Consider the following 239-nt stretch of genomic DNA (forward strand, 5'->3'; position numbering starts at 1 on the left):
GATTGCAATTCTGCCCCCCCGCGTGATCGCCTACAAAAGTGGGGAGCAAGACACTGACGGTGCAGACAGAGAAGGATCCCTCATGGCCATCAGACGCATTTCCTCCGGCGGTGAATTTGAAGACAAGATCGGATACTGCGGGGCCGTGGTCGCAGGGGGCTTTGTTCATGTGGCTGGCACAGTGGGGGAGGGCGAAGATGTGATGTCTCAGTGCCGGTCTGCGCTTGAGACGATCCGGG

1 pseudogene is annotated in these 239 nt (G+C 59.0%); it reads left to right on the plus strand.

Going from position 1 to position 239, the window contains the following annotated elements:
• Positions 1-82: 82 nt before the first annotated feature.
• Positions 83-239, plus strand: a pseudogene (locus tag R0J92_RS26275) (RidA family protein); the annotation flags it as partial.

The sequence above is a fragment of the Tritonibacter sp. SIMBA_163 genome, from assembly GCF_046535935.1.
In the GTDB taxonomy this organism is placed as follows: Bacteria; Pseudomonadota; Alphaproteobacteria; order Rhodobacterales; family Rhodobacteraceae; genus Epibacterium; species Epibacterium scottomollicae.